The organism is Rhizobium sp. NPDC090279 (genome assembly GCF_044769665.1).
Classification (GTDB): domain Bacteria; phylum Pseudomonadota; class Alphaproteobacteria; order Rhizobiales; family Rhizobiaceae; genus Rhizobium.
This window is the reverse complement of record NZ_JBIVYI010000006.1, coordinates 452,036-473,756: the sequence shown is the minus strand read 5'-3', so window position 1 is coordinate 473,756 and position 21,721 is coordinate 452,036. Positions and strand designations below refer to the sequence as shown.

24 protein-coding genes are annotated in these 21,721 nt (G+C 61.0%); 15 read left to right on the top strand and 9 right to left on the bottom strand.

What is annotated here, in order from left to right:
* Positions 1–191 precede the first annotated feature (191 nt).
* Together ACIQWP_RS17940 and ACIQWP_RS17935 are read left to right on the top strand one after the other, a co-directional pair.
* Positions 192–866: a FadR/GntR family transcriptional regulator gene (locus tag ACIQWP_RS17940; RefSeq protein WP_402789777.1), complete on the top strand. Its 675-nt coding sequence runs from the start codon at positions 192–194 to the stop codon at positions 864–866.
* Positions 863–2,134, top strand: a complete 1,272-nt coding sequence (locus tag ACIQWP_RS17935; RefSeq protein WP_402789774.1) for a CynX/NimT family MFS transporter — start codon at positions 863–865, stop codon at positions 2,132–2,134. The genes ACIQWP_RS17940 and ACIQWP_RS17935 overlap by 4 nt, the downstream gene beginning before the upstream one ends.
* 154 nt (positions 2,135–2,288) lie before the next feature.
* Here the strand turns inward: ACIQWP_RS17935 and ACIQWP_RS17930 are convergent, their stop codons facing one another.
* From ACIQWP_RS17930 to ACIQWP_RS17920, 3 genes are all read right to left on the bottom strand, one after another.
* Positions 2,289–2,762: a MucR family transcriptional regulator gene (locus tag ACIQWP_RS17930; protein ID WP_402789771.1), complete on the bottom strand. Its 474-nt coding sequence runs from the start codon at positions 2,760–2,762 to the stop codon at positions 2,289–2,291.
* A gap of 362 nt (positions 2,763–3,124) precedes the next feature.
* Entirely contained in the window at positions 3,125–3,544 is a 420-nt protein-coding gene (locus ACIQWP_RS17925) for an NUDIX domain-containing protein (protein WP_402789768.1), read from the bottom strand.
* 78 nt (positions 3,545–3,622) lie between these two features.
* The gene (locus tag ACIQWP_RS17920; protein ID WP_402789907.1) at positions 3,623–4,588 is read right to left on the bottom strand and encodes an alpha/beta hydrolase family protein; all 966 of its coding nucleotides are present in this window, start codon (positions 4,586–4,588) and stop codon (positions 3,623–3,625) included.
* 178 nt (positions 4,589–4,766) lie between these two features.
* On the opposite strand from ACIQWP_RS17920, the gene ACIQWP_RS17915 reads away from it, so the two are divergent.
* From ACIQWP_RS17915 to ACIQWP_RS17855, 13 genes are all read left to right on the top strand, one after another.
* Positions 4,767–5,093, top strand: coding sequence for a PadR family transcriptional regulator (locus ACIQWP_RS17915; RefSeq protein WP_402789765.1), 327 nt, complete (start codon positions 4,767–4,769; stop codon positions 5,091–5,093).
* Positions 5,090–5,662, top strand: coding sequence for a DUF1700 domain-containing protein (locus ACIQWP_RS17910; RefSeq protein ID WP_402789762.1), 573 nt, complete (start codon positions 5,090–5,092; stop codon positions 5,660–5,662). The genes ACIQWP_RS17915 and ACIQWP_RS17910 overlap by 4 nt, the downstream gene beginning before the upstream one ends.
* Before the next feature lie 34 nt (positions 5,663–5,696).
* Positions 5,697–6,404: a GIN domain-containing protein gene (locus ACIQWP_RS17905; RefSeq protein WP_402789759.1), complete on the top strand. Its 708-nt coding sequence runs from the start codon at positions 5,697–5,699 to the stop codon at positions 6,402–6,404.
* A 126-nt stretch (positions 6,405–6,530) separates the two neighbouring features.
* Entirely contained in the window at positions 6,531–7,052 is a 522-nt protein-coding gene (gene hpaR, locus ACIQWP_RS17900; RefSeq protein ID WP_402789756.1) for a homoprotocatechuate degradation operon regulator HpaR, read from the top strand.
* A gap of 97 nt (positions 7,053–7,149) precedes the next feature.
* The gene (locus ACIQWP_RS17895; protein WP_402789754.1) at positions 7,150–8,136 is read left to right on the top strand and encodes a helix-turn-helix domain-containing protein; all 987 of its coding nucleotides are present in this window, start codon (positions 7,150–7,152) and stop codon (positions 8,134–8,136) included.
* 102 nt (positions 8,137–8,238) lie between these two features.
* A complete protein-coding gene (locus ACIQWP_RS17890; RefSeq protein WP_402789751.1) occupies positions 8,239–9,645 on the top strand; it encodes an aldehyde dehydrogenase family protein in 1,407 nt (468 codons plus the stop codon).
* 2 nt (positions 9,646–9,647) lie between these two features.
* Complete coding sequence (locus tag ACIQWP_RS17885) at positions 9,648–11,243, top strand: GMC family oxidoreductase (RefSeq protein ID WP_402789748.1); 1,596 nt, start codon at positions 9,648–9,650, stop codon at positions 11,241–11,243.
* 59 nt (positions 11,244–11,302) lie between these two features.
* A complete protein-coding gene (locus ACIQWP_RS17880; RefSeq protein ID WP_402789745.1) occupies positions 11,303–12,556 on the top strand; it encodes an ABC transporter substrate-binding protein in 1,254 nt (417 codons plus the stop codon).
* Between the two features lie 170 nt (positions 12,557–12,726).
* Positions 12,727–13,593 (top strand): branched-chain amino acid ABC transporter permease, encoded by an 867-nt coding sequence (locus ACIQWP_RS17875; protein ID WP_402789742.1) that lies wholly within the window; start codon positions 12,727–12,729, stop codon positions 13,591–13,593.
* Positions 13,590–14,627 (top strand): branched-chain amino acid ABC transporter permease, encoded by a 1,038-nt coding sequence (locus tag ACIQWP_RS17870; RefSeq protein ID WP_402789739.1) that lies wholly within the window; start codon positions 13,590–13,592, stop codon positions 14,625–14,627. The genes ACIQWP_RS17875 and ACIQWP_RS17870 overlap by 4 nt, the downstream gene beginning before the upstream one ends.
* The gene (locus ACIQWP_RS17865) at positions 14,624–15,328 is read left to right on the top strand and encodes an ABC transporter ATP-binding protein (protein WP_402789736.1); all 705 of its coding nucleotides are present in this window, start codon (positions 14,624–14,626) and stop codon (positions 15,326–15,328) included. The genes ACIQWP_RS17870 and ACIQWP_RS17865 overlap by 4 nt, the downstream gene beginning before the upstream one ends.
* Position 15,329: 1 nt before the next feature.
* Positions 15,330–16,046, top strand: a complete 717-nt coding sequence (locus ACIQWP_RS17860) for an ABC transporter ATP-binding protein (protein ID WP_402789734.1) — start codon at positions 15,330–15,332, stop codon at positions 16,044–16,046.
* 37 nt (positions 16,047–16,083) lie between these two features.
* Positions 16,084–17,028 carry a helix-turn-helix domain-containing protein gene (locus ACIQWP_RS17855; RefSeq protein ID WP_402789731.1) on the top strand — a complete coding sequence of 315 codons (945 nt, stop codon included), beginning with the start codon at positions 16,084–16,086 and terminating at the stop codon, positions 17,026–17,028.
* A 41-nt stretch (positions 17,029–17,069) separates the two neighbouring features.
* Here the strand turns inward: ACIQWP_RS17855 and ACIQWP_RS17850 are convergent, their stop codons facing one another.
* The 6 genes from ACIQWP_RS17850 to ACIQWP_RS17825 form a co-directional block, all read right to left on the bottom strand.
* Positions 17,070–17,459 (bottom strand): nuclear transport factor 2 family protein, encoded by a 390-nt coding sequence (locus ACIQWP_RS17850; protein WP_402789728.1) that lies wholly within the window; start codon positions 17,457–17,459, stop codon positions 17,070–17,072.
* Between the two features lie 7 nt (positions 17,460–17,466).
* Complete coding sequence (locus ACIQWP_RS17845) at positions 17,467–18,246, bottom strand: MoaF C-terminal domain-containing protein (RefSeq protein ID WP_402789725.1); 780 nt, start codon at positions 18,244–18,246, stop codon at positions 17,467–17,469.
* Between the two features lie 15 nt (positions 18,247–18,261).
* Positions 18,262–19,050 carry an SDR family NAD(P)-dependent oxidoreductase gene (locus ACIQWP_RS17840; RefSeq protein WP_402789722.1) on the bottom strand — a complete coding sequence of 263 codons (789 nt, stop codon included), beginning with the start codon at positions 19,048–19,050 and terminating at the stop codon, positions 18,262–18,264.
* A 166-nt stretch (positions 19,051–19,216) separates the two neighbouring features.
* A complete protein-coding gene (gene hpaI, locus ACIQWP_RS17835) occupies positions 19,217–20,023 on the bottom strand; it encodes a 4-hydroxy-2-oxoheptanedioate aldolase (RefSeq protein WP_402789720.1) in 807 nt (268 codons plus the stop codon).
* 11 nt (positions 20,024–20,034) lie between these two features.
* Entirely contained in the window at positions 20,035–20,838 is an 804-nt protein-coding gene (hpaH, locus tag ACIQWP_RS17830) for a 2-oxo-hept-4-ene-1,7-dioate hydratase (protein WP_402789718.1), read from the bottom strand.
* Positions 20,838–21,710, bottom strand: a complete 873-nt coding sequence (locus ACIQWP_RS17825) for a fumarylacetoacetate hydrolase family protein (RefSeq protein WP_402789715.1) — start codon at positions 21,708–21,710, stop codon at positions 20,838–20,840. Before ACIQWP_RS17825 ends, hpaH begins: the two co-directional genes overlap by 1 nt.
* Positions 21,711–21,721 lie beyond the last annotated feature (11 nt).

The window sequence follows — 21,721 nt, the reverse complement described above, 5'->3', positions numbered from 1 at the left end:
AGAACCTTTCCGCGTTTCTTCCAACCGCGAAAACGCACTATCCCTTTGCCTTTACGCAATTCCAGGAAAACCGCTACGCAGTTTTCCTGGAATTACTTTAGCCGATCGTTCGCCTCACTGAAAATATGATTGACTGAGGATCGCCGATTGACTAAATGATAAAGTCATCTGATGATTTGATGAAATCCAATATGCGCGCTCTGATCAAAACTACGCTCGCGGATACGGCCGTCGAGGCAATTCGCGGCGAAATCACTGGCCGTCGCTGGCTTGTCGGCGAAAAGCTGCCCAACGAAGCCTCCCTCTCATCCATGCTGTCAGTCAGTCGCGGCACGGTCCGCGAGGCGGTGAGGGTGCTGGTGTCCCAGGGCTATCTCGAGACGCGGCAGGGGTCGGGAACCTATGTTCGGTCGAACACGGATGTCCGTCGTCCGCTTGACATGGCGCGCCGCGCCGGATTGAGAGACCAGTTCGAGACCCGGCTTGCCCTGGAGGTCGAAGCTGCCCGGCTCGCCGCTCTTCGCCATTCCCCGGAAGTCGTCCTGCAATTGCGTGCCTTGCTGGTGGCGCGCGGCAACTATGCCGGTGACACGGCCACGTTCATAGAGCGAGACCTCGCCTTCCACAGGGCCGTCGTCGCGGCCTCGCAGAACAGTGCCATGATCGAAATCTACGAGTTCTTCTCTCTTTCGATTGCCGAGACCATCGAGGCGACACTCGGCGAAGATATCCCCGAGCCGGATATGCAGGCGCATATAGCCATCGTCGATGCCATCGAAACCGGTAATCCCGAGTCGGCCGATATCGCCGTGCGCCGCTTCATGGCTCCCATTATTGCTACTCTTGATCGGTTGCTTATGTCATGACCATGCCTTCGCAGAACCCCGCCTCCGTCGAATTGATCGACGCCGAGGTCGATGAAATTCCCGCGCCGCAGCCACATGGAGGCAAATCGCCGATCGGCAGGTTTCTGCTGGGTGCGAGCCTTGTGCTGATCGCCTATAATCTGAGGCCGGTCTTCTCCAGTGCGTCGGCACTTCTGCCGGAAATCCGTACCGGACTTGGCCTTTCCGCTTTCGGTACCAGTATCCTGACGACATTGCCTGTCGTCTGCATGGGGCTGTTTTCACCGTTTGCACCACGGCTTGCGCAGCGTGTGGGAACCGAACGTGTCCTGCTGGGCGTGATCCTTCTGCTTGCACTTGGCACGGCATTGCGAGGCTTTTCCTCGATCTCCCTGTTGTTCCTGGGGACCGCATTGGCCGGCGCCTGTATTGCGATCGGCAATGTGTTGTTGCCAGGCGTGGTCAAGCGCGATTTTCCGGATAAGGCGGCCCTCATGACGGGTTGCTACACGATGGCGCTGTGCGCTGGCGCTGCGAGTGCGGCCGGGCTCACGCTTCCGGCCGAGCATGCTCTTGGTGGCTCGCTGGGCGGCGCGCTCGCCGTCTGGGCCTTGCCTGCCTTGGCCGTCGGACTTCTCTGGTTGCCACAGGTGATTGGAACGCGCAGCCAGACGCGCGGCAGCGGCTTTCGCGTAACCGGTCTGTGGCGCGATCCCATTGCCTGGCAGGTGACGTTTTTCATGGGGCTTCAATCGGCGCTTGCCTATTGCATCTTCGGGTGGCTCGTCCCGATTCTGCGCGAGCGTGGCCTCGATGGCGTGACGGCTGGCGTCATCGTGTCGGCCTCGGTCATGGTGCAGGCGGTCGCATGCCTTGTGGCCCCTCATATCGCCGTCAGGGGTAAAGATCAGCGGGCAATCAACGTCATTCTCTGCGCGATCGCCGTCGTTGCCTTGCTGGGCCTGCTCTTTGCGCCGCTTTGGACGGTCTGGTTCTGGGCCGTACTCCAGGGCATCGGGCAGGGCGGATTGATCGCGGTGGCGCTGACCGTCATCGTGTTGCGTTCTCCCGATGCGCATGTGGCCGCACATCTCTCCGGCATGGCGCAATTCGTGGGTTACTTGCTCGCTGCGATCGGCCCGCTCGTCGTCGGCATGATCCACGGTTGGACAGGAGGCTTTGCCTGGAGTTCCGTATTGTTCGTGCTGCTCGGCCTCGGCGCCGCGATCAACGGCTGGTTCGCCGGCCGCGCGATCACCGTCAACACCAAGACGATCGAAACAGCCTGATGAGTGCTGCGCCGGCCGTATGCAGGCCCGGCTACCGAGGGGCTGGTCTTGAATTGATGCCTCCGCGCTTGCGGTCAATGTTGACTGTGCAAAAAGCTTCACCCGCTCGTTGAGCGGATAGAAGAGGCTGTGACCCGTGACGAAACGATCCGGGTCAGCCGGCCTTGCGCTGGCGCCGTGGAGGCTCAACCGCCGGAGGAATGTCCGTTACGCTCTTCGCATGGCCCAGAAGAGCCTTTTTCGCCAATGTCGACCTCGTGGCTGCGTAGGAAGCTGATACCATCGGATAGTCCACGGGCAGGCCCCATTTTCTTCGATATTCTTCAGGGGTGAGGCCATACTTGCTGTTCAGGTGCCGCTTCAGCGATTTGTATTTTCCGCCGTCTTCCAGGCAGATCAGATAGTCATCAGTTATGGACTTTTTGATCGGCACTGCCGGTCTCAACAGTTTTTCCGCTGTCGATGTTGATGACTCGGGCCGCTGAGAGCCCGTCAGTGCCGAATAAGTTTCCATGATGAGCCTCGGCAAATCTTCCGGCGCGGTCGCATTGCGAAGTACGTAGGCAGAGACGATCTTGCTCGTAAGCTCAATAAACCTTTCGTGGCTGGCAGTATTTTCCTTTTTCATTTTCGGCCTCACGCAATGTTTTTTATTTATGTATCCAATGTCGTTTTTGCTTTCAATAAAAATTACTAGGACTTTAGATATTCTATGTCCTTGGTTTATTTTCGTAGTAAACGCGAGGGTCTGGAAGTTTAAAATTGTTATTTTCTCATTTTACCACAATATTCGGATTGCGGGTGTCGTCGTTGCGGGGTGGGGCGATAGAATATTCGTTCCGCCGGGGCGGCGCCGGATTTCAGGCAACCCCGATGACGATTGCCGCCCGATCCGCTTGCCTGAGGTCGATGTGTCTGCCGCGTGCCCGCAAATCGGGCGCTTGGACCTGCGCTTACGTCTTCTTGAGATGCTGCCGGCGGAATGGAACGTCAATCGTTCGCGGATGTGTCCTGTTGTCGGCAGAATGGCAGGACATGATGTTCGGTGAGTGGCGCCATGATGATATCCCGTGGATTTTGCGGTGATACCCAGCGAATTTCTTCGATCTCCGCCGTTGGCGCGATTTCGATATTGCCAACACGCAGGCGGAAGAGATCGGCAACGACGATGTGCTGCGGCTCATTGGCAGCCGGTGCCTGAAATTTGCCGAGGAACACCAGCTCTTTCGTTGCCACGACAAGTCCCAATTCTTCGAAGAGCTCCCTGACAAGGGCCTGCTCGGGTGCTTCCTTCGGTTCGATCTTGCCGCCCGGCTGCATGAAGGCCGCCGTACCGCGCTTGCGCACGAGCAGCGTATCCCCATCGGGGCGCAGCAGCAAAGCCGCCGCTATCCGTAGCGTTTTCGTCATGCCTCGATCTGATCGGATTCGCGGCGGCGTTTCAACCATTGCGATGGTCGCCATATCGAATGCCGGGGCGTCAGCGGGCTATTGCGCACTCACCAGATGCCTGCGGAAGAATGCGAGTGTCGCGGCATTCAATTCCCGGTGAAATGCGGCCCGATCGAAATCGGGTGGATCGGCGCAGATTACCGGCACAGCTTTTGCCAGTTCGGGTGGGCAAGGAGGCAGGAAATCGAAATGCTGTGAGTTGGGCACGACGCGAAATTCGGGCTTTTCCGGTAGCTGGTTGGCTATCGCCACGACACTTTCCGGCGTCACGCCGTCGCCACCGTGCTCCGATCCCCAGAGCTGCACGGGGACCTTTACCGTCTTGAAACTGTCCGGCGTGAAGGAGACGTTGAGCGGGTCGGCGATCACAGCGGCCTTGATGCGTGGGTCATGGACGAGTTCGGGAAGCTCGCCTTTGTGGACCTGATCGCAAAGTGGGCTGTCATTGCCCTCGCATAGTCTTAGATTCTTGCTGAAATACGGGTTGGCGCCGATGGCGACGAGCCCGGTATATCCGCCGCGCGAGAAGCCGAACAGTCCGATGCGCGCTGCATCGATCTTCCCGGCGTCCGGCCATGGGCCGAGCATGAAATCGATCGTGCGCTTGATATCGGCTGGCCGTTCGACGAAGACCGAGGGGTCGTCGATACGGCTCTTGTCCGTGGCGTTGTCGCCGGGGTGACTGATGGCGACGACGACGAAACCTGCGTCCGCCAATATCTCGGCCGTATCGTAGTGGCCGATAAACGTGCCGCCCTTGCCATGCGAGATGACGACGAGCGGCAGCTTTTCTCCCGTTACCGGACAATCCTTCACGGCAGCCATGGTGAAAGGTCCGACTTTAACCTCGCCTGCCGGTTCAGCACATGGATACCAGACGCCTCCCTTGATCGCCGGAAGAGTGCCATCGCCCGGAATTTCGATCCGTTGGAAGCCGGCGGCGTCGGCCAGCGAGCTTGAAAGATACAGGGAGGCGGCAAAAATGAAGCCGAGGCGGATCATCATAACAACTCCTTTGTCGAGAGAGCGGCGCCCGGGATCGGGCCGTGTGCATTGTGTCATGAAGAGAGTCTTGAACCGCTGCGGTTCCGGCAGCAGGCGGTAGCTGCATTCTGAAGTAGCTAGCTATCTTGCATAAACAGATAGCTTGTTATATCCATGTTGTAAACCGGAATCATACATGACCGACTCGATCCAAGTTCAACTGCGAAAAGGCGCTCTCGATCTATGCGTCCTCGCCGTACTGTCGCGGGGTGAAAGCTATGGCTATGAGATCGCCAGCACTCTGGTCGCTGCAGTCGGCATGGGGGAGGGTACGATCTATCCCTTGATGCGGCGGATGCAGAATGACGGGTTGGTGGCGACACGCATCGTCGAGTCGGCCAACGGGCCGCCGCGCAAGTATTACCGGCTCACGCCGCTCGGCCGGGCGATTTTTGAAGCGCATCGCCGCGACTGGCGTTCCTTTGCGGATGCGGTCGACAAACTTCTTGAGGATTTGCCATGACCAGGGACGCCTTCTTGCGCACGCTGAGACTGGGGCTTGCCGGCCTTTCGACTCAAGAGATTGAGGATATTGTCGCGGACTACGCCGCCCATTTTGCCGAATCCGAAGCTTCGGGCCGCAGCGAGGCGGAAGTGGCGGCGGCATTGGGCGATCCAGCCAGAATTGCCAGGGAATTGCGCGCCGATGCCGGGCTGCGGCGCTTCGAGGCACACTGGAGCGTGCCAAACCTGTTTGCCGCCATGGCGGCGCTGGCCGGTCTTGCCATCGTCGACATCTTCTTCCTGCTGCCTCTGTTGTTTGCGGCAATGTTCGTCACGCTCGGTCTCGCGATCGGGCTGGTGGCCGTCGGCGCCGTTGGCCTGAAGATCATCGTCACGACCCTGCTGTTTCATATCGGCTTGCCCTCCGTCGCGATGTTGGCCCGGCTGTTGATCGGCGCGGGATTGGTGAGCTGCTTCGTGGGTGGCGGCGCCCTGCTGTTGATGGGGCTGAGTTTGGGTACGCGCGTGCTCGGGCAATATGCCCGCCTGCATTTCCGTTTGGCGCAAGCCGATGAAGGTCGTGCTTGAGCCGCGGATCATCGATCGTTGGAGGAAATGGACAATGAACGGGAAATTGGCGACTGTCGCGACGACCGGACTGATTTGTGCATTCGTCTTTCTTGCCTTGGGCATCGGGCTTTCGGGGCCGGATTGGGCCAATGCGGGACATTGGTGGGGCGGCGTAGGGTCCGATTGCGCGGCTACGGCATCCGGCCGGAATCAGATCGTCCTGCCATTCAGTTCTAATGGCAGCCTGGCCATCGATATACCGGCCACCGTGCAATATCAGCCGGGTGGAAAGGCCGAGGCCGTCGTCAGCGGCGACCCCGCGCTTCTCGATCACGTGAAACTGGAGGGTGGCAGGTTGAGCCTGGATTGCAATCCGGGCTGGTCCAACGCCAAATTCGACGTCAGCCTGTCGGGGCCGCTCGTCACCGACTGGAAGGTGCGCGGCAGCGGGGATCTTGCCTTGTCCGAGCTGGATCAGACCGATCTGCGCCTGAGCATAACGGGAAGCGGCAGTGTCGTGGCCACCGGCAGCGTAAAGACTGTCGATCTCGATGTTTCAGGTTCGGGCGCCGCCCGTCTCAAGGATCTGGCCGCTCAATCCGTGAAGATCAGAATTCGCGGCAGCGGCGATGCGGAAGTCGCCGCCGCTGCGGATGCGGACATCTCGATTTCCGGCAGCGGCAATATCGAATTGTACGGACATCCGGTTCTGCGGCGCTCCGTGATCAGAGGCAGCGGTCGTCTCGTGCAGGTGCCATGATCCATCCAGCAGCAATCGCGCTGCGGGTATTTGCCATCGGTGTTCCACCGATATCTGGTGATTGCCTTGCGCTGAGTGATTCTCATGTTAATCAATGAGGGTCCTAATCGAAGCGAACACGCACATATGCAAAACAAAACAGATGGTGACGTCAGGCAACGTCCGGAGCCCGAGACCAAGACAGCGCAATCCAAGCGGCCGTTGCGGGATCGCCGCCGTTCCCTAGCAATCGGACTTCTGCGTGCCCGTGAAGCGGTCATGAGCCATTTCCGGCCGATCCTGGCCGCGCATGACGTGACCGAACAGCAATGGCGCGTCATTCGTGTTCTCTATGAAGGTGGCAAGCTCGACGCCACGGAATTGGCTGACAAGGCCTCGATCCTGGCGCCGAGCCTGACGCGCATGATCCGCTCGCTTGAGGAGCGCGGTTTCATCACCAAGCACAAGGATGATGCCGATGGGCGGAGGGTGCTGTTGCAGATCACCTCGGCGGGGCAGGCGATCGTTGAGGACGTGATGCCGGAGAGCCAGAAAGTCTATGCCGATATCGACGCCCGCTTCGGCGTGGAGCGCGTCGAGAAGCTCCTCGACATGCTGGATGAGCTGGCCTCTCTCAAACTGGAAAACGGCTCGGTCGGGGAGGAGTGACCGTCTCGTCGATTTCATTAATATGTTAAGTATTTGATTGACGCGTCAGGCGATCTATAGCAGTCTCCCATGGTGCTGACACTGTTGGGAGGCGGAGTTGGACCTGTTACAGAACCGCAGCCTGGTTGACCGGACCTGGTCGCCGACGCCCTACGACCAGTGGGTGGACGATCTTCAAAGCATTTGCGGCAATTTCAATCCGCATACGGTGCAGCGTGGCGATAGCGTTATCGGCACTGCGAGCCGCATCGACGTCTGCGGCATGGAGTTCGCCCATGTCTCCAACGATCTCGATTATGTCCACCGCGATTGGGATGACATTCGCCGCGATGCCAACGAGCATCTGTTCCTGATCTTGCAGCTGGAAGGCGTCTGCGGTGTCGAGCATTCCGGGCAGCAGAATATCCTCGATGTCGGCGAATGCATTCTTGTCGATTCAACGCGGCCGACGACCTTCTATTTCCGTGGCCACTTCTCCAATCATCTGTCGCTGCATCTGCCGAGGCAGTTGATGTACTCGGACAGCAGGATCGATTTCGATGTCGCCCGCAAGCTCGAGGCGAGCGATCCGATGGCGATGATGCTGCGTGCATTGATTGCCAAGATGATGACCACGCCGGATAACGAAGCGGCTTCGCCCTATCTTCGTCAGTTGATGTTCGATACGACCCGCCAGGCGTTTCTGTCGACCGGCATTCAGACGGCGAGCCTCAATTCGCTGCATGACAGCGCCAGCAAGCGCATGCAGGCGGTCGATATTTTGATCGATCGGCACCTGACCGAGAGCGACCTCAGCGCCAAATGGCTGGCGACACGGCTGGGTGTGTCGATCCGCACCCTGCAACAGGATTTCCAGGGCATGGGCATGACGTGTACCACCGTTATCCGCGACAAGCGGCTGCGTTTTGCACGCGAAAAGATTGAGCAGCTCAAGGAGCAGCGCAATCCCACAACGATAGCCGAAGTCGCCTATTCGGCCGGCTTCAACGACATTTCGTATTTCAATCGCAGTTTCAAGGAACTGTTCGATTGTGCGCCGGGCGAGCTGCTTCGCGCCGCCGAGCCGGTGCATAAGTTGGACTGACGCGCAGCCTGCGTTCCAGTCCAAGACGAGGCGCGTTTCTCCCCAAGACGAGTTTTGCGGCTAGGGCCATAGTCCTCTCGAAAGTCACGGGAGGAGAATATCGTGAAGCAGTATACCCTGCTTATCGGCGGCGAACCTGTTGCCACGTCCCATCATGCAGCGGTTGCCAATCCGTCGAATGGCGAAGTGGTTGGCTATATGCCGCTCGGTTCGGAAGCAGACCTCGACCAAGCGGTCGCCGCTGCCGCCAAGGCCTTTAGGACCTGGTCGCAGGTCCCGAACGAAGAGCGTGCCAACGCCTGCCGTGCCATGGCGGAAAAGATTAATGAACATGCCGAGGAGCTCGCCCAGATCCTCACGCGCGAGCAGGGCAAGCCGCTCAATGGTCTCGGTTCCCGCTTCGAGATCGGCGGTGCGCTCGCCTGGACCCGCCATACGGCCGAGCTCGACCTGCCGGTCGAGATCCTGCAGGACGACAATGAAGGCCGCGTCGAGCTGCATCGCAAGCCGATCGGCGTCGTCGGATCGATCACGCCCTGGAATTGGCCTGTCATGATCGCCTGCTGGCATATCGTTCCGGCGGTTCGGGCCGGCAATACGGTCGTCATCAAGCCGTCGCCTTTGACGCCGCTGTCGACGATCCGTCTCGTCGAGATCATGAACGAGGTTCTGCCGCCCGGCGTCGTCAACGTCGTCACCGGCGAAAATAGCATCGGCGGAGCGCTTTCGGCCCATCCCGGCATCGCCAAGATGACCTTCACCGGCTCGACGGAAACCGGCAAGAAGGTGATGGCTTCCGCGGTCGCGACCCTGAAGCGGCTGACGCTGGAGCTTGGCGGCAACGATGCCGGCATCGTTCTGCCCGATGCCGACCCGAAAGCGATCGTCGAAGGCCTGTTCTGGGGCGCCTTCATCAACAACGGCCAGACCTGCGCGGCGCTGAAGCGCCTCTATGTGCATGACAGCATCTATGAGGAGGTCTGCCGCGGCCTTGCGGATTATGCCTCCAAGATCGTCGTCGGTGACGGCCTGAACGAGACCAGCATCCTGGGCCCGGTGCAGAACGAGATGCAGTTCAACAAGGTGCGTGAGCTTGTCGACGATGCGCGCGCCCATGGCGGCCGTATCCTGACCGGCGGAACGCCGATGGATCGCCCCGGCTATTTCTATCCGATCACGCTCGTCGCCGATGTCGATCATGGCGTACGGCTGGTCGATGAAGAGCAGTTCGGCCCGGCCCTGCCGATCATCCGTTACAGCGATGTCAATGAGGTGGTTGCCCGCGCCAATCAGAATCCGGCCGGCCTCGGCGGCTCCGTCTGGTCCTCCGATGCGGAGAAGGCGAAACGCTATGCGGTGCAGCTCGAATGCGGATCGGTCTGGATCAACAAGCACGGCACGATTCAGCCGAACGCACCCTTCGGCGGCGTGAAGCAGTCCGGTATCGGCGTCGAGTTCGGCGCGGAAGGGCTGAAGGAATTCACCACAATCCAGACGGTACTGAGCTGACCATGGCGAGTTACGATTATATCATCGTCGGTGGTGGTTCCTCAGGCTGCGTACTGGCAAACCGGCTTTCGGAAAATCCGGCGCATAAGGTGCTGTTGATCGAGTCCGGTCGCCGGGATTCCGATCCATGGATTCATATCCCAGCGACCTTCTTCAAGGTGCTGGGCAAGGGCATCGACATCCATCCCTATGCCTCGAACCCCGACAAGGGTTTGAACGGCCGGCCGAGTATCGTGCCGCAGGGCAATGTTCTTGGGGGTGGCAGCTCGGTAAACGCGATGATCTACATTCGCGGTCATCGCAACGACTACGATACCTGGTCGCAGATGGGCTGCCAGGGCTGGTCCTACGATGATGTGCTGCCGGCCTTCCGCTCATTGGAAAATAACGAGCGGCTGAATGGCGAGTTCCACGGCAGCAAGGGTGGCTTGCGCGTTTCAGATCCCCGCCACCGCCATCCGCTGAGCGAAGCCTTCATCAAGGCCGCGATCGAGATCGGCATTCCCCACAATGACGACTTCAATGGCGCGGATCAGGCCGGCGTCGGTTTCTATCAGAGCACGACCTATGGCGGTCGTCGCTGGAGTTCGGCCCAGGCATTCCTGCGCGAGGCGGAGAAGCGGCCGAACCTGACCGTGCTGACGGAGCGTAAGGTCGCCCGCATCCTGTTCGAAGGGCAAAAGGCGGTCGGCGTCGAACTGCTTGACGGTAAGGTCTTCAAGGCATCGCGCGAGATCGCGCTCACTGCGGGTGCCATCGCAACGCCGAAGATCCTGCAGCTGTCCGGCATTGGCGATGGCGAGCATCTCTCCTCGCTCGGCATCAAGGTCGTCGCCGACCTGCCGGGCGTCGGCGCTAACTATCAGGACCATTTGGAAGTGCCGGTGCAGGGCGAGACGCATGAACCGATCTCGATCCTCGGCCAGGACAAGGGGCTGCGGGCCGCCGGCCACATGCTGCGCTATCTGACCTCGCATCGCGGGTTGCTGACTTCCAACGTTGTCGAGTGCGGCGGTTTCGTCGACACCGCCGGTACCGGGCAGCCGGATGTCCAGTTCCACGTGCTGCCTGTTCTGATCGGTTTTGTCGACCGTGACCCGGAACCGGGGCATGGTCTGAGCATCGGCCCATGCTATCTGCGGCCGCGCTCGCGCGGCTGGATAAAGCTGAAGAGCGCCGATCCGACCGAGCAGACGGATTTTAACGCCAATATGCTTTCCGATCCGGCCGATATCGAGACTTTGGTGCGCGGTGTCGAAACGGCGATCCGCATCCTCGACGCGCCGGCTCTTGCCAAGCTTGTCAAACGCCGGGTGCTGCCGAAACCTGGCGTCGAGAGAGACCCCGAAGCCCTGCGCGATTACATCCGCCAGTCATGCAAGACGGTGTTCCACCCGGCGGGAACGGCCCGCATGGGCCGGGCGGACGATCGCATGGCCGTCGTCGGGCCAGACTTGAAGGTGCGGGGGATCGAGGGGCTGCGCGTCTGCGACGCCTCCGTCATGCCGACCTTGGTATCTGGCAACACCAATGCCCCGACGATGATGATTGCGGCAAGGGCTGCTGCCTTCATGACTGGAAAGGCGATTTCCGGCTGAGCCGGAGATTATCGAAGCAAAGATCCCGTGGGGAACGGGACAACAAACTGGAGGAGACAATGCCTATCAATCTGAGAGGGCTGGCAATCGGCCTTTTGCTGACGCTCGTGTCTGCATTCACAGCACATGCGGCGCCATCCTGTGGCGACAATAGCGGCAAGCCGGCAACCGGCGAGCCGATCATCATCGGCGCCATCACCGGCAAGACCGGGCCGGACGACTTTTCCAACTCCACCAAGGCGGCGAAGGCCTATTTTGATTGCCTGAACGCCAATGGCGGCATCAAGGGCCGGCCGGTCAAGTATCTGGTCGAGGACGACCAATGGAACCCGGAAATCGCCGCGCAGCTGGCGGCAAAGCTCGTCAATGACGAGAAGGCCGTGCTGATGGTCGGCAATTCCAGCTATGTCGAATGCGGCGCCAATGCCGAACTCTACAAGAAGGCTGGCATCTTGGTACTGGCCGGCGTCGGCGTGCCGCGTGAATGCTTCTTCGCCGACAACATCGCTCCGACGAATGCCGGGCCGCGCGTCTCCATGCTCGGTGCGATGGGCTATGCGCTCGACAAGCTGAATGCCAAGTCGGTCGTCTGCATCAGCCCGAATATCCCGAATGTCGGCACCTGGTCTTGCGATGGCGTGATGCTGCTTGCCAAGGAAAAGGGCTTCGCCGCCCAGACCATCCTCATGGACCCCGGCTCGGCCGATGCCACATCGATCATCCTGCAGGCGGCTTCGAGCAAGCCCGATGTCATCGTGCTCGGTCTGTCGAAGGGTGTTGCCGTGCCATTGCTGACGGCTGCCGAAGAGCAGGGGCTCAACCAGACGATTACCTTCCTGAGTGCTGCCTCTGCCTATGATCTCTCCGTTCCTGCCACCATCGGCTCCGGCTGGGACGACAAATTCTACGTCAACATGGAATTCAACGATCTGAACGCGCAGACCCCGGACAATCAGAACTGGCTCGCCGTCATGGATCAGTACGGCCAGAAGTCCGACCCGCGCGATACCTTCGCCCAGGCCGGCTATCTCTCGGCCCGCATCGCCGAGAAGGCGCTGATGACGCTCGATCCGGCCAAGATCAACCGCGAGACAGCGTCTGCCGCCGTGCGTGAGATCAAGGACTTCAAGAGCGATATCTTCTGCGCTCCCTGGTACTTCGGTGATGGCCAACCGCGTCACAACGCCAATTCGACGACGCGCATGGCTGTCAGCGAGGGCGGCAAGTGGAAGGTCGTTTCCGATTGCGTGCCATCGCCGGACCCGGAGCTGAAGGACATCCGCGCTTTCGAAAAATCCGCCGGCATCAACTGAGCCCCGACGCTTGCCATCGACTCCGCGGCAAACAAGCCGCGGAGTCGAACGACCCCACGCATCAGCCCGAACATCGGTATCGATTTTTAGAAAGCGCGATGCGTTGATTCAAAGTGTTACGGCGTCCTTTGCGCCTCTGAAAGACGCGCTGCGCCGTAGAGGATCGATCCATGAACCTTCTACCCTTCGTCATTTCCGGGCTGGGAATTGGCGCCGTCTATGCGCTGTCCGGCGTCGGTCTTGTCGTTTTGTTCCGAGCGACGGGCGTTCTCAACTTCGCATTCGGTGCCTTTGGCGCGATCGGTGCGCATTGCGCCTGGCAATTGCTCGAGTGGAAGATGCCGCTCGCCGTCGCCATCCTTGCCGCCGTCGTCGTCTCGACGGCGATCAGCTTTCTCTACGGCCGCGTCTTCGCCCCCATGCTGTCGCATCGCGATATCGTTGTGCGTGCCGTCGGGACGTTGGCACCCGCGCTCGTGCTGATCGCCATTATGGGCGTCGTCTGGGGCGAGCTGCCACGCCGGCTGCAGTTCCCGACCGACCAGATGTTCGTCTCCATCTTTGCCGTGCGCCTGACCTTCACACGCATCATCGCGATCATCCTCGCGGTGGTGATGGTCGTCGCCATCACGCTGCTTTTGACCCGCACGCGCCTTGGTTTGGACATGCGCGCGCTCGCCAATGACCGTGATCTGAGTGCCGTTCTCGGCGTGCGCATTCTTTACACGGAGACCGCCGCCTGGATCATGACCGGCATCTTCTCCGGCTTTGCCGGCCTGTTGCTTGCCGATCTGGTCCGACTGCAGGGAACCTTTCTGACCCTGCTGGTGATCCCGGCAATCGCCGCGGCGATCCTCGGTCAGTTGCAGTCGCTGTGGCAAACGGCCATTGCGGGCATTCTGATCGGCATCGCCGAGGCCGCGCTGACACCAATTGCCTGGATATCGCCCTACCGCGCGGCGGCACCCTTCATTATCGCGCTCGTCGCGGTCACCATCCTGGGGGGCGCGGCGAAGACCGCGTTGAAGGACCGATGACCATTCAGGAGCAAACAATCGCCCCAACAGCCGAAAGCATATCGATGGTGCGTCTGCCCAAGCAGCTTCTTCATGTGCCTGTGACGATGGTGATCTTTTCGCTCGTCGTCGCCTTGCTTGCCAATTCCTTCTGGTTGTCCGCGGCTACCTCGGCGGTTGCCTTGTCGCTGTCCGTTGCCGGGCTTGCGATTCTCTACGGCCAGCTTGGTCTCGTCTCCCTATGTCAATTCGCGCTTGTCGGCGTTGGCGGCTGGGTGACGCTCCGCGTCGGCCACGCCTTTCATCCGCCGTTCGAATTGAGCCTGCTTGCCGGCGGTGTCGTTGCTTCGGTGGTGGGTTTGGCGTTCGGCGTGCCGGCACTGCGTCTGCGCGGTCTCTATCTCGCGCTTGTGACGCTGATGCTCGCGGGCGCCTTCCAGATCGCCATCAGCGCCTGGGGTTTTCCCGATGGCGGTCCCGGCTTCCTGGGTCGGGCCGATGGTGTCGGACGCGCGATGCTGGCAAGGCCAGCGATAGCCGACGGCGAGGTTGCCTATTTCCTCTACGTCTGTGCCGCCGCCGCGATCGGCTTTTTGATTGCCCAGTGGCATAAGCTTGCGCGCCCCGGCCGGGCCTGGGCGCTGATCCGCAAGGGCGAGCCCGTTGCGATCGCAAGCGGCGTCAATGTCCTGATCTACAAGGCCTGGGCTTTCGCATTGAGCGGCTTTCTCGCCGGCCTTGCCGGCGGCCTGCTGGCCGGCAATGTCGGCCAGCTTGACGGGCGCGCCTTCGGCGCTTTCGATAGCCTCAATCTCTTCGCACTGGCCATCGTTGGCGGGGTCTTCAACTGGTACGGCGCTTTGATCGCTGGACTTTTGCTGCGCGCGGTGCCGGCGCTGCTGACAGATCTCGGTATCGACGGCTATGTCACGATCGGCATTTTCGGCATGGCGCTATTCCATGCGCTGGCGACGGCTCCGACCGGTATTGCCGGTCAGATATCGACTGTCATTGCCTGGCTGGGCAATCGGCTTTCCGGAGGGAAGGGGCGATGATCAAGATCGACAATCTCGTCGTGCAGTTCGGCGGCGTCAGGCCGATCAATGAGCTGAGTGCCGTGTTGACGGCCCCCGTTGCCGGTCTCATTGGTCCGAATGGCGCCGGCAAGACCACCTTGCTCAACGTGCTCTCCGGTTTTGTGAAACCCGTGCAGGGCTCTGTCTCGCTTGGTGAGCGGTCGTTGCTGTCGATGACTCCGCTGCAGCGGGTGCGTGCCGGCTTGCGCCGTTCCTTCCAGACCGAGCAGGTGGTGGAGGATTTGACAGTTGCCGGTAATATTGCCGCCATCGCCGATCACGTCGTCGGTGCTGGACATCATGCCCATGCAGTCGACCAGGCTCTTTCCTTTGCTGGTCTGGCTGATCTTGCCGACCGGCTCGGCCAATCCCTCAATCTCTTCCAGCGCCGCCTTGTCGAGCTGGCAAAATGCGTCGTGGGCGAGCCGAAGCTCATTCTGCTCGATGAACCGGCCGCGGGTCTGACCGAGGAGGAGGGCAAGGCCTTTCGCGAGCTTGTGCTGCGCATCCCAGCGGAGTTCCGGGCGCAGGTGCTGATTATCGACCATGATGTCGATCTCATCCGCTCCATGTGCAGCGAAACCATGGTGCTCGACTACGGCAAGCTTCTGGCGCTTGGGCCGACGCATTTAGTGCTTGCCGATCCCAATGTGCGCCGCGCCTATCTGGGGGAGTTCTGACATGGACACCACATCCGAAGTCCGCGTCGAGAATCTCACCGTCGAGCGCGGCGGCAAGCGCGTTATCCACGATATTTCCTTCTCGGTCATGGCCGGCAAGATAACGACCTTGCTTGGCGCCAACGGGGCGGGCAAGTCGAGCACGGTCATGGCCATGGCCGGCGTCCTGCCGCGCGGCGGTTCGGTGCGTCTCGGCGATGCGGCGCTGGAAGGCTTCGCGCCGGATCGCATTCGCCGAGCCGGCCTTGCGCTCGTGCCCGAAGGGCATCGCGTGCTCGGGCAGCTTTCCGTGGAGGACAATATTCTCGTCGCGGCGCTCAAGGGATCGGCGGCTGCACGACGCGAAGGCTTGGCACATGCCTATGAGATCTTTCCCGAGCTTTCGGAGCGGCGGCGCCAATCGGCGGCGGATCTTTCCGGCGGTCAGAAGCAGATGGTGGCGATGGCACAGGCCTTTGTCGCCAAGCCCCGTTTCATGATCGTCGATGAGTTGTCGCTTGGTCTGGCGCCGGCCGTCGTCAAGCGGCTGGCCGAGGCACTGAAAATTGCAGCCGCGCGCGGCATCGGCGTGTTGTTGATCGAGCAGTTCGCCAATCTCGCGCTTGATCTTGCTGATCAGGCTCTCGTCTTGGAGCGTGGGCGTCTGGTCTTTTCCGGCGCTGCCGCAACGCTCAAGGCCCAGCCGGACATTCTGCACGGAGCCTATCTGGCAAGCTGAAACGGAGGAAACGTCTCTCCTCCTGAGGACACCTATCATGGTTGCAGCACTTCAACGACAGGTCGACAGCGCCAGCGGACGCGCGTTTGCGGGGCTGGCCCGCAATCTCTTCGGCAATGTTCGGCTTGATTTCGGTGCCGGCGGCGAGGAAAAGAGCCGGATGACCTCGGCCATGCTGGGGGCTTGCAGGCTGACGCGGCTGGAGGCGGATCGGCATGTCGTCTTCGGCGATCATGTGACGGCGGCACCGGACGATCCGGACGCGATCAAGCTGATCGTGCAGACGGAGGGCAGCGCCTCACTGACGCAGGGGGGACTGCAGGCGCTCGTCCCGCAGAATGCGCTCGTGATCTACGACCCCAGCCGCCCCTATATGCTGACGAACAGTACCCCGGTCCGTCAGATGCTGCTGCAATTGCCGCGTCACGCACTGCCCGCCACCGCCGTGGAACGATTGGCACAACCCTTTACGGCGCATGCCGAGCAGGACGGCATGTGCCGGATACTTCTATCCCTGATGGACTCGACCATCCACGAGATCGATTTGCTTGATGAGGCTCGGCGCTCAAGCGTCGGCCAAACCATGATCGACCTTGTGCGCACCATGATCGGTGCCGATTTACAGCAGGCGAGATCTGTTGCAAATCCGCTTTATGTCCTGTTGCAGCGGATCAAGGATTTCATCGATATCAATCTGGAGCGGCCGGATCTGACCGTAACGATGATCGCGCGCCGCATGGGCTGCTCGGTGCGCTACGTCTACCGCGCGTTCGAAGTCGAGTGCATGACGCCTTCTGACTACATCTGGGATCTGCGCGTGCAGAAAGCTGCGGCACAATTGCAGGAAGCCAGCGGTTATGCGGGTGAAATATCCGGAATTGCCTTTGCCCTCGGCTTTTCCTCCAGCGCTCATTTTTCCCGCGCATTCCGCCATCGCTATGGTGTTTCGCCGTCGCAATGGCGCAAGGCCAGCATATCCTAGGCAGATAAGGCGGCTCGGCCGGAGCCAAGCCGCCTCGTTTCTCATCGCATGGATTCGACCACTCTCAGCGTATCGGTGAATTGCTCGAAACGCCGGATCTTGTCTCCCGCGATACCCCAGACATGCACGACGCGAGCCTTGAAGGCCTTGCCGGTCTGTCTGTTCGTGCCGCTATAATCCCCGACTGCAACCACTTCGTCGCCGGCGTCGAGGAGACGTTCGAGCTTGAAGGTGTAGCCATCGAAGGCCTGCCCGAGTGCCTGGAAGACGTTCTTGACGATCTCCTGCGGGCCGACATAGGTGCCGGCGCAGGGAAAGCCATCCATCTCCGTCCAGCGGCAATCCGGTGCGATGTCGGCGAGCATGCCATCCATGTCGCGGCGGTCGTTGGCGTCGTAATGTGCCTTTACGATATCGAATGCTTTGCGCATGGCGTCCTCACACAGGTTCCTGGCCGGGCAGATAATAGGTCATCGAGGCCTTGCGGATGAAGGCGCCGGCGGGGCTGTTCTGGATGCGGCCGTCGCCGGTGATGCCGAGGAATTTACCGGTCGAGCGCATCTCGTTGAAATTATAGAAGAAGGTGGATGCGACCGCGATCTTGAACTCGCGGAAGGTGAAGATGTAGAGATTATCGTCGAACTTGTAGGTCGTCGTGAGGTCAACATCGCCATGGCCGCGCTGCACGCCGACGAGGCATTGCCATGCATAGCGCTGCGACGAAAGATAGGTGTGTTCGTAGACATGGTTGGGGCTGTAGGTGAAGTGCGCCCTGAGCCCGATCAGATCGCGGCTTTCATGCGGCACCGGTCCGCTTGCCGCACCGCCTTCGATGACACCCGCGCGGAAGATCTGAGCGACCTGCGGCTCGCCGACGGACTCCTTGAGGTCGCGAACGATGGAATAGATGGAAAGCGCCCGGCGCGTCTCGGTGTTGACGATCAGCGTCTCGGCTTCCTTGGGCCGGCTGGCAAAGATGATCTCGACGAAATAGGTCTTCGGCGCGACTTCGATCACCTCGGATAGATCGGTGCCGCTGCCCTGGCCATCAGACCATTTGACCTCGCCCTTGGCGAAGGCAAGCTCCAGCGTACGTCCGTCGTCGAACGAAATCTTGTGAGACGAGCCGGCAAGAGCCTCCGTTGCCGGAAGCCGGTTCGTGTCGATGCCATAGGCAAACTCGTCGTAGGTTTTCCAGTCCTTGGGATTCTGGTTCATCTGTCTCTCCTCCCGTTATTCTACAAAGGCCAGCGTCGGCAGGTCGACGGTGCCGGCACCGCCGTCGACGGTCAGGACTGCGCCATTGATCATCGATGCTTCGACCGAGGCGAGGAAGCAGACGGCATTGGCGACGTCTTCGGCGGTTGCCGGCCGGCCAAGTGGCACGTCCTTGGTGACGAGCGCATAGGCTTCCTCAACGTTCTTCAGCTTGTACTTCTCGACGATGAATTCCATCTGCTCGTCGGCCATGGCGGTCGTCACCCAACCCGGGCAGACGGTGTTGGTGCGGACGCCCTTGCGGCCGTAGTCGCGCGCCAGCGATTTCGCGAGCCCGATGCAGCCGTGCTTCATGGTGACGTAGCCCGCCGCATCCGGACCGGCAAACAGCCCGGCGATCGAGGCGAGGACGACGATATTGCCCTGGTTCTTGATGAGATGCGGCAGGGATTCGCGGGCGCTGACGAAGGCGGTGTTGAGGTTGAGGCGTACGGCGAGATCCCAGGTCTCGTCCGACATGCTGACCGTCGGTCCAACGCCATGGCCGCCGGCATTGGCAATCAGAATATCGAGGCCGCCATGGGTCTCGACCACTTTTTCTACGGCAGCCTTCATCGCGGCGCCGTCGGCGGCATCTGCTGCCACGATGGTTGCGCCGATCTCCTCGGCAACGGCCCGCAGCGGTTCGGGACGACGCCCAACGAGCGCGACATTGCCGCCCTCCTGCCGGATGCAGCGCGCGACGGCCGCACCAATGCCCGTGCCGCCGCCAGTGATCAGGGCGGTCTTGTTCTTGAAACGCATGTTTCCTCCTCTTGGCTTTCCGGTTCATGATGACCGATGCGAGCGGAGGCGTCGCGTCCAGCTGTGCAGTCCGTTTTGACTGAGCGTGCACAACGCATCCTATAGGCCGATAATTTGCGCGATGAGGCACAAGGTCACGTGACGCCGGGGAGGGCGGCGTCGGCGATCAGTAGACCTTGGCATCCTCCGGCGGCTTGGCGGCATCCGCATTCTTGAAATCGTCGAGGAGCTTCGTCGTGGCGTTGGCAAGCAGGGTGACGTCGTTGCCGATCGCGACGAACGTGGCGCCAAGCTCGAGGTAGCGCTTGGCCAGCGAGAGATCACCGATCAGGATGCCGGCTGCCTTGCCGTGCGACTGGATTTTCGCCAGCGCCTTCTCGACCTCGGCCTGCACCTCCGGCGCGCCCGGCTTGCCGAGGTAGCCCATATCGGCGGCAAGATCGGCCGGGCCGATGAAAACGCCGTCGACGCCTTCGGTCGAGGTGATATCGTCGAGCGCCGCAAGCCCGGCGCGGCTTTCCACCTGCAGCAGCAGGCAGATCTCGTCATTGGCCGTCGCAAGATAGTCGGGAATGCGGTTGAAGGCGGAAGCGCGGGCAAGGGCTGCGCCGACGCCGCGCACGCCGTGCGGCGGATATCTGATCGCCCTGACCAGGGCCTCGGCCATTTCCTTGCTTTCGACCATGGGAATGAGCAGAGTCTGGGCGCCGATATCGAGCAACTGCTTGATAATCCAGGTCTCGCCGATCGGCGGGCGGATGATTGCGTGGCTCGCCGTGCCCTTCATCGCCTGCAGCTGCGAGACGAGGAGCGGCACGTCGTTCGGCGCATGCTCGGCGTCAAGCAGAAGCCAATCGTAACCGGCACCAGAGCAAATCTCGACGGTGTAGGCATTGGCGAGGGCCTGCCAGAGGCCGATCTGCGCCCGCCCTTCCTTCAGGGCCTGTTTGAAGAGATTTTTGGGCGCCGGCATGGCTCACTCCTTCATGCAAAGAACAGGCTGACCGACCCGTAGGGGCCGAAATCGGCATTGATCGTATCGCCGTGCCGCGCCTCGATCGGGCGGATGAACGAACCGGCGAGCACGATCTGGCCGGCTTCGATGCCGTCGCCATATTGCGACAGGCGATTGGCAAGCCAGGCGATACCGCGTGCCGGCTGGTTGAGCACGCCCGCGCCAAGGCCTGTTTCCTCGACCTCGGCGTTGCGGCTGACGATCGCGCCCATCCAGCGCATGTCGATCTGGTCGGGCTTCACCGCGCGTCCGCCGGTGACGATGCCGGCATTGGCGGCGTTGTCGGAGATCGTGTCGACGATGGTGCGCGCCTTCTTCGTGTCGGGATCGACCCGGAGGATGCGCGTGTCGAGGATTTCAAGCGCAGGCGTTACGTAGTCGGTGGCATTCAGCACATCGAAGATCGAGACGTCAGGCCCCTTGAGCGGTGCCTTCATGACGAAGGCGATCTCGGCCTCGATGCGCGGCTGGATGAAGCGGTCGGGCGGCACCGTCGCGCCGTCCTCGAAGACCATGTCGTCGAAGAGCACGCCGGAATCCGGGATGTTGATATTGAGGGCATATTGCATCGCCTTCGATGTCAGCCCGATCTTCCAGCCGATCGGCTTGCGGCCGGCAGCGATCTTCTTTTTCACCCATGCGCTCTGGACGGCATAGGAGTCGTCCATGGTCATTTGCGGGTGCTTCAGCGAGAGGAGCCCCATTTGAACGCGTGTCCGCTCCGCCTGATCGAGGCTCTCGGCCGCAGCCTGGATTTCATCTTGCGACAACATCAGCGCACCTCGTCGGCGATCGTGTTTTTGAGGATGCCGAGACCATCGGCCTCGACTTCGACGACATCGCCCGGCTTCAACCAGATCGGCGGATCGAAGCGGGCGCCGGCGCCGGTCGGCGTGCCTGTGACGATGACGTCGCCGGGAACGAGCGTGGTGAAGGTGGAGATGTAGTTGATGATCTTGCGGAAGGAGAAGATCATCCGGCTGGTGCGGTCGCTCTGGCGCAATTCACCGTTGACGCGGGTTTTTAGTTCGATGTCGTCGAGCTGGGCGGCATCGGTGAAGGGGATCAGCCACGGGCCGATCGAGCCTGTATTGTCAAAGTTCTTGCCCTGGGTGACGTTGAATTTCGCGTGCCGAACCCAGTCACGGATCGTGCCTTCGTTGCAAAGCGAGAGAGCCGCGATGTGGCTGAAGGCATCGGCTTCGGCAATCCGGCGGCCACCCTTGCCGATGACGATGACGACTTCGCCCTCATAGTCGAGCTGCGGGCTTTCCGGCGGCCGGATCAGCGGCTGGCCGTGGCCGGCGAAGGACCGCGGAAAGCGGATGAAGAGCGACGGGTTGGAGGGGGCAGCCTGCCCATCCTTGTATTCCTCGTTGCGGTCGGGGAAATTGACCCCGACGCAAATGATCTTTTCCGGCGACGGAATGGGAATTTCGAAGCGGATGTCGTCAAGCGTGAAATCCGGCTTCAACGTCTTGGCTTCCTCGGCGAGCTGAACGAGGCGGCCGGCCTCGATCACTTCGCGTAGCGTCGGCCATGTCGCGCCATGGCGGGCCGAGAGGTCGACGACACCGCCGTCGACCGCAAGCCCGTAGCCATGACGGCCGTTTCGCGAAAAGGACAGGAATCTTGGATGGGTCATGCTTTGATGGC